This is a genomic window from Bartonella sp. AA86SXKL (genome assembly GCF_042196885.1).
In genome coordinates this window covers 1-7,882 of sequence record NZ_JBHIRE010000035.1, presented here as the reverse complement: position 1 = coordinate 7,882, position 7,882 = coordinate 1, and the positions used below count along the sequence as shown (strand labels likewise).

At 46.0% G+C, this 7,882-nt stretch carries 6 protein-coding genes; all 6 read right to left on the bottom strand.

What is annotated here, in order from left to right:
* A partial coding sequence (locus tag ACFIO5_RS08825) for a phage tail tape measure protein (protein ID WP_375705256.1) occupies window positions 1-1,649 on the bottom strand: 1,649 nt, incomplete at its 3' end.
* A 131-nt stretch (window positions 1,650-1,780) separates the two neighbouring features.
* Window positions 1,781-2,194 (bottom strand): hypothetical protein, encoded by a 414-nt coding sequence (locus ACFIO5_RS08820; protein WP_375705255.1) that lies wholly within the window; start codon window positions 2,192-2,194, stop codon window positions 1,781-1,783.
* Between the two features lie 41 nt (window positions 2,195-2,235).
* Window positions 2,236-2,754, bottom strand: coding sequence for a phage major tail tube protein (locus ACFIO5_RS08815; protein WP_015856800.1), 519 nt, complete (start codon window positions 2,752-2,754; stop codon window positions 2,236-2,238).
* Between the two features lie 3 nt (window positions 2,755-2,757).
* A complete protein-coding gene (locus ACFIO5_RS08810; RefSeq protein ID WP_375705254.1) occupies window positions 2,758-4,041 on the bottom strand; it encodes a phage tail sheath C-terminal domain-containing protein in 1,284 nt (427 codons plus the stop codon).
* Between the two features lie 136 nt (window positions 4,042-4,177).
* Window positions 4,178-5,512, bottom strand: coding sequence for a Bgr_08870 family protein (locus ACFIO5_RS08805; protein ID WP_375672117.1), 1,335 nt, complete (start codon window positions 5,510-5,512; stop codon window positions 4,178-4,180).
* A 14-nt stretch (window positions 5,513-5,526) separates the two neighbouring features.
* Window positions 5,527-7,882: DUF4815 domain-containing protein (locus ACFIO5_RS08800; RefSeq protein ID WP_375705253.1), on the bottom strand; the 2,356-nt coding region annotated here is incomplete at its 5' end.

Sequence of the window (7,882 nt, the reverse complement as noted above, 5' to 3'; positions counted from 1 at the left end):
CACAAAGCAAAACCAGCAGCCAGTATGACCGCCACAACAGCAGCAACCACAGCCCCTATTGGGGTAAAAATACCCCCCACAACAGAGAAAAGACTTGCCCCAACCACTTCGATCACTCTCCCCATAAAGCCAAAAGAGGCAGCAAATGCACTTCCTGAGACAGCAATCCCCCGTAAAGCCCCGACCAACAAGGTCATGGGGCGTAAGAGTCGGAGTGCACTTGCCCCAAGACCCGCGGTTAGCAAGCCCAGCGAGCGCCCTGCGGCTGCTAAGCCCCGCCAACTTGCAGAAAGACCACGACTAACAGCACCCATCTTGATAAAAGAGCCCATCAATTGAAGAAGCCCAAGACGTGTGCCAGCCATGGTAAAGCGCAACACGCGCAGAGCAATATTAAAAGCCATCAGGGCAGCAATGGTTTTGATGATGGCGCTTGTTAAAGTTGGGTGCGCATTCGCCCACGCCATAAGCCCATTGGTAAAATTGCCAACACTTTCCATCAAACTGTTGAGGGGGGGCAGAAGCACTTCACCAATGCTAATCCCTAAAGCCACAATGCGGTTTTGTAAGAGTTCAAATTGCCGCATGGCACCGGTTGCTTGTTTGTCTGCTTCTTGTTCTACCGAACCTTTAAAGACTTGTGGATCTTTCACATACTCTAAAGCTTGCCCTAACAATTCGGGATTGCCCACCAATTTGGCAAAATCACCAGTAAAATCACGCCCCGCAATGGCAATCAGCGAGCGCATGCCCTGTTCGGATTTACCCAACACATTAAAAAAGCGTACCAAGGTACCTGTGGCATCTTTGTCCAGATCTTGCATGAATTTTTCGCGAGAAAGCCCGATATTAGCAAAAGCATCTTCAATATGTTTGCCCCCTGCCTGAATACGGGCACTCATGGCATTAAAGCCACGCGCAGCACTCTCTGGAACAATCCCAGCAGAAATCATCGCCGTACCAAATGCTGCTGTTTCCCGCGCGGTGAGCTTAAACATGGTTGCCGCACCGGTGGCACGATTGGTAAAATCAGACACTTCACTGGCCTTTGCCGCCATGTGATTAGAGAGATGATTGATAGCATCGCCTAGATCTTCAATGCCTGCCTGATTAAGCTTAAAGACATTGCGCAATTTGGCAAAGCGCTCCCCAATCTGATCCCCCGTCATATCAAAAGCAACAGCCGCTTTGGCAGCATAAATGCTAAAAGCTTCCAGATCTTGTTCGCCAATCCCTGCTTGGCTGGCACTGGTCATCAATTCTAAGACTTCACGCGCCGCTAACGGAATCTTGGTGGAGGTTTCAAGCGCAAAACGGCGCAATTTCTTTAAGCGATCAAGGGGGGCATCGAGAACCTTTTCTAGTCCCTTCATCGATTGATCAAATTGCATGGCTTTATAGAGCGGTGCAATTAAGGTTGCTGTTTGCGCAATGGCACCCACCATACGCCCCCGCGCTTGGATAAAAGCATTTTCCGCATTCTTTGTCGCATCCTCAAGATGCTCAGGGTCAAACCACCCTTTAAAATGCTGCCTTGTCTTGTTTTGGAAATGCGCAACATCTGAACTAAAGACTGCAAGATCTCGCTTGGCAGAAGCTATCCCCTCTTGCAGATGATTGACAAAACGCACAACAAGGGAAACATCCATGATCGTCTCTTATCCTAACTGATGGCTTTCATATTCTTGAGCTTTCAGGCGTGCGAGTTCTTCTCGATAGGCAATCACATCCAGCCAATCCATCTGGTTAATCTCTGAAGGCGCCCAGTGATAATAAAGGGCTAGTTCTGCCCCAAATTGTCTGGCAGAGAGGATTGGCGTTGCGTAAAAAAAGCAAAAAAAGCCTTCAATATTGCGACAATATCCATCACATCAACTCGATCAATCAATTCAATAGATTCATGTGACATATCAGCCAAAAGTGCTGTGATGCCTTCTGTTGCCTCACTTGTGAACAAAACTTGAGAAAGCTTCGTGATAAGCACATCATTGCTCAAAGTTGTTTTTTGCTCTCCAAACTCAGGAAGCAGCAGCTCTGTCAATTGTGGTCCAATGAGCACCGCTAATTGCTTGGCATGCTTAAAAGTGGGGCGATAAAAGGTCAGTTTCTTGCAGAGAGATTCTTTGCCACCTTTATCTTGATAAGGAAGCGGAACCTGCAATTCCACGTCAATGCTGCTTTGTAAACTTGTCATGATCAATTCCTATAATTGATAACCCTATCAATAATGAGAGCTTATAAGTTGAGAATAGAGCGGCGGCGAGAACCGATCTCTTGCCCGTTGCGGACAAGCCAGCCGCCCCGTTTAAAAGAAAAGCGGTGCAAAACAGAACCATCCCAAAATTCCGTATAATCCCAAACATTTTTGATCTCGCAATCATAGCCTGTCGCTTTTCCAGCTGTTAAGCCTTCGCTATCCACTTTGACCAACCGCCCTGTCACATCAATGGAATGTTCATGCTCACGCCCATCTTCTTCAGAAATCACATGTTTTTTGCCAGTGAATTTATGACGAAGACCAGGAGGACCACCAAAGATGCCGATAATTTCGGGGGTATGGCTGCGGATTTTCATTTGCAAACTCAAAGCTTTCACACCAAGACCGCTCACATCAATTTGCATATCAGAGCCCCCTGGTTGATAGGTTTCTGTAATTTCTTCCAACGTGGGCAGTTTCAATGTTTCAAGATCAAGGTGAAGATTCACATCATCATCAACAATCAAGGTAAAACCGCGTACAATGCGTAAAGTCATGCTTTAACTCCTTGCTGCTTTGCGATAAGTTTCAAGCGTATCGCCAAATTGATAAGTCATTTTCTTTTGGATATCTTCAGCAAGCCGATTAAAGTAAGCTCCATTGCGCCGGCTGCCAAAGCTTAAATCTTCTAGAGGCGGCACTTCTTCTGCATCAAATTCGACCCGCAATTTCCCCAGTTGTAAATTGCTGTTGGAATTTAAATCACGATCAAACCAAACCCGCCCACCAAGCAGTGCACCGCGTGCAATCATATCATCAAGAAAGCTGGTCAAAGAGCGGGTAATGGCAATAACATGTTGACCAGTAAGGTTTTCATCATTGGCCCAAGGGCGTAAATTGTTAACGATGGTTTTTTCCAAGGCTGCACGGGTGCGCACCACATTGACAAAACGCCAAAGCGGATCACTGGAGGTGGTATGGTTGCCCCATAAAATGCGGCCATTGGCAGCTACTTCTCCCTGCCCATTTTGGCTAAGCCGTGCTGGAATAAAGGTCGCAATATCGGCTTGGTTAAGGCGATTTGCCTCATGATCAATTTCCCCATCAAAATAGCTAATGGGGCGTGCCGTGCCTAAAATGCCATGCACATCTTGGTTGGAAGGAGACCAAAAAACACCGCCCCTTTGCTTGTCACGTTTGATAAACATGGCTGCTGCAAAAGGACTTGCGGGTTTAACACTAACACCCCCCTCACGATTTGCCACCCGTACAAAGGGGTCAATCAAATAACAAAAGCGTGAGGAAAAATCTGCGCGATAGGTAAGGCTTTCTTGCGTGTTTTTACCACCCGTATCAAAAACCGCAATCGCTTGTAGCTTTTCTGCAACCTGTTCCAAAGCGTCTGCCACGGGGTTTTTGCCATTGTCAATCCGCCCTGCACTATAAGCCGGTGCTAAGAGAATTCCAGGTTCCACACCCAAATGCCCCCGCGCATGCGCTAAGGCATGCACACCGGTCAAGTGAGTATTGGATCCCACCATTTCGGTTTGTGTCTCAGCAATGGTTGACTTTTCTTCCACCCGCACAAGAATAATTTGTGCCTCAATCCCCTGTGCGCACACAGCATTAATAACATCAAGAGCTGTGCCTCTTGTTCCAAGCTTTTGGATTTTTTCTGTCTCATGGGTGAAGACCAACACGGGCTCGTCGAGGGGAAAAACTTGGTTGTCAGCATCAGGGGCTGTAACAACCGCCCCAATGGCGGTCTGATCAAATGTTGCTAAAGGACGGGAATCCTCACCAGCCTCTACAATGCGAATCCCATGATTAAATTCTATTGCCATTTTGCTCTCCAAATCAATGAAGAGACCATAACAACAAGAGCTCCCTTTCATAAGTCTGACACTGTCAGTCAAAAAGCCCTTTTAAAGGGCTTTAAAGGGGACTTAAAGACGGAAGAGCATACAAGCCTTTAAACGCTTATACAAAGATCTTTAATTTAACTGCGCCATCACCACCCCGTCCAGCACCATTTACTGTTCCATCTTCACCATCTCGATAACCGCCACCGCCACCGCCGCCATATCCTTTTTCAGCTCCGCTTCCTCCATTGCCACCATACTGGCTTTTTCCTCCCTTACCTCCATTATTAGCTATACCACTACCACCACTCCCACCACTCCCACCTCCACCTGCTCCACCATAGGTACTATCCCCTCCATCACCGCCACAACTATCATTAAAGCCACCACCACCTCCTCCGCCTCCATGCCAAGGATGTTCTTTTCCCGCATAACCATTATTATTACTACCACTTGCAGTTCCATAACCACCTGAAACTCCACCACCACTATTTCCACCAATATAACCGTTATTCCCCTTACCACCCCGTGCTGTAAGAATAGAACCAACTAGCGTATTACCACCATTAACACCATTTCCATATCCGCCTTTTCCAATAGCCACTACATCATTATTCTGTAATTGGCGTTTTTGAATCTTTAAAGAAATACATTCACCACCACCTCCTCCTCCACGTTGGCCACCGCTCCCGCCACCTCCCCAAGCCATGATTTCAATATCAGTGTCATCTGTCACCCCATCAGGCCAAGGAATATTACCACTCTGCAACATAACGATTTCAATGTACTCTTCTTTACGCTTTTTGATTAAAGCATCCAAAAGAGCATCCACTTGCACCTTGGTATAAACAGCTTCACCATCAACTCTCAAAGGTCCTTTCAAGGTACTTCCATTTGTGCTTAAACTTGTCACCGTTTCACCATTATGAATAAGGCTAAACGACGAATTACCCAAAAGTTCTAAGCCACCACTCATGGTGACTTTGCTGGTAAATTTATTATAATTCTGCCATTCATTTGGGCTTGTGAGGCGCCCATAGCTGGTCATATCTTGATTAATCTTGGCTCTAAAATCATCAAGCCCCACGATATCTTCGGTTTTATGTTGATGCGCGCCTAACAGTGAGACAGCACTCCCAAAGGTGAAGTTATTGTTGCTTGATTTATAGAGAACATAATTATTTGCAGCATCTTTTGCCCCCTCGATATCGCTTAAATCAGCAAATGAGAAGGTTTTATCCGCTGCCATCTTGCCCTTAAGGGCTGCTTCAAGATCTGCGATATCACTTATTGTATGCGTGTGTTTTGAAGGTGCTTTTTCGTTTACCTTTTCCTCAACAGCCAAAAGAGCTTGATCAATTTTGGTCAAGTTTTCCCGCAAGATTGGGAATTCAGAACTGATAAAGCGTCCTTCTTTCGGCAATTCCATGTCGAGTTTTTTGGTTTTTGTCATCTCTCATTTTCCCCTCATAATATGCCGGCGCCAAAATCACGCACCATTGACCGTGCCGCCGGTCCACCGGTAAGCGTGAGTTTCAAGCGCGCTTGTTTGGCGCCTTTATCACTGCTGGTAAATTTTCGTTCTGTCCAAAGCGGTTCAGCGAGTTGTTCTGTTTCCTCTAATTTCAAAGGGGTGAAAGCACCATCATCCAGTTGCATCTCGAGTGTAAAGGTTGCACCACCTGGTAAAAAGGTTTTGATATAGCTGGTTAACCTTGCTTTTTCACCAAAGGCAAAAGCACGCGTGACATAGGTAGCTTCCTTATGGATCTTTCCCGCAATCAATTGAACAGGCGCAAACAAGACGGGTGAGAGCTTCTCTGTTCCTTTGAGAATAGCGCGAAGCTTTATCTTTTCACTGATATATTCAGTAAGACTGAGCAATTGAAAGGGCAGGAGTTGATAAATTGTGCCATTGTTTCTTTCAATTTCAAAGATGACAGAACAATCGCTTGAAGGCAATTCAATGGCTGCGCGTATTTGTAAATCAGAGCAGTCCACAAGATCAAAAGTGCCAAGATCAATGGTTTTTTCTGTTTGTGTGTAGCGTGCCGCCAGCACTCGAAAGGCTAAGGCTTCATCTTGATGGGCTGTCCAACTTTGTGCGTTAACAGAAGAAAAGCGTGGACCGGTCACGTAAGGGTGACTCGAGACGTATCTCTGGTGTTCTGCATCAAAATCCCCAAGCTTTGCTAGTGAGACAGAATGATCAGCATCATCGGTTTTAATGACAAAAGCAGTGAGACGGTCATTAGGGACTAACAAAGGGACATCATAGCGTGCCTCTGCCCACCCTAGCTTTGCACCCTTCATAGAATAAAAGCTTTGTGCTTGAATATCGGCGGTCGGATAACCGTTTTCTGTAGTGACCAAATCAATCACCAAATCATGGTTCTCATTACCGATTTTGCAAAGATGAAAGTCAATACCGGTGATTTGCCGTGTTTCATCGGGGGTAAAGACTTGCGCTTGTGGGTCAAATTGCGTCCATATCTTTACTGTTGTGGTGCGCCGCATCACTTTCACATCAATCACGCCTTGACCTGTAAAAAGACCCGTTGCAATGGTTCCACCTTTTCCCCGTGCCACAACATTTTTTGTGCCAGCCGTAATATTTTGTGGAATCGTGAAAGCGCCCTCAAGGGTGCCCTTGCTATCGGCAATAAGGAGACTCTTTGGTAAAACATTCACACCATCAAAGGTAAGACTTTCCAAGATTTCGCTACTGCCAAAGCCTTCAATTTTAAAGTGAAGAGTAATTTGTCTTAAAAAGTCGGTTTGTTCTTGATGTGCATTGACCAAGTCATCACTGATTTCTGTTTTACGAACGCTTCTCCCACGGTTCCATCCCATGTTCAGTTGATTGGTCACGCTTGAGAGCCAATCGGTACGCTGTTCATGCCAAAAGTCTGTCGCGGGTTCAAGGGTTACTGTACCAGGTAAGGTTGCAAAATTTTGATAAGGATTGATTTTTTCGCAAGCCGTTGTCAATTCTTGCGCAATAATCACTTCATTTGTCCAGTCAAGCGTGACAGGCGCTTTTAAAGGAGCAGTATAGAATGTTGGGTCAATGGCAAGCTGTAAAATGCCGTTGCCTACAGCACCTGTTTGTTGAAAGCCTTCATCTCTGTAACTATCATCAAGAAAAGGGTCTGCAAACATGCCCTTTTTGGCAACGGGTTCTTTAGAGTCAACATTGCTTTTAATACGCTCTAATTGCATGAGACGGTCAAGCGAAAGCACCCGTTGAAAATAGCGCCACATCTCATCATAGGGGGCAACCCGTGTGCCATCATTGACCACAACCGGCGTTTCAAGCCAATTGTTGGTAATGGTTGCAAGGGACAACACATCATCAGGGACACTGGGTGCCATGGGGTGGTCTACTGAGATACCTTTGATGTAAACCACATTGCCCCCCGTGTTGAGACCAATACGGTCAATGCGGGGGAGTTTGTAAGTGTAACTGACGATAATATCACCACCTTGCGCCCCACCTGAGACAGTGATTTCCTGCGCTGTTACTTTATCAGCCGTGATTTTTGCGCGATAGCGGTAAGTCACCTTATAGCTGCTCCCTGCTAAAGGTTCGTCTCCCACGGGTGCCCAATCAATGGTGTCTCCGGTTTTTTTAAAATCCGTTCCTTCTTTAAATTCCTTGCTTCCTTGAACGATTTTGATAAAAGAGGTGATGCTTTTATCCGGCACCCCATCACGCCCAGCGGCAACGGCACCACGGGTGACGGTAACGGTCTTTTCTTTTGTCAACAAAAGAGATTGAATATCGGCAATAGGAAAATAATAGGGTTTAAAGGTGAAACTG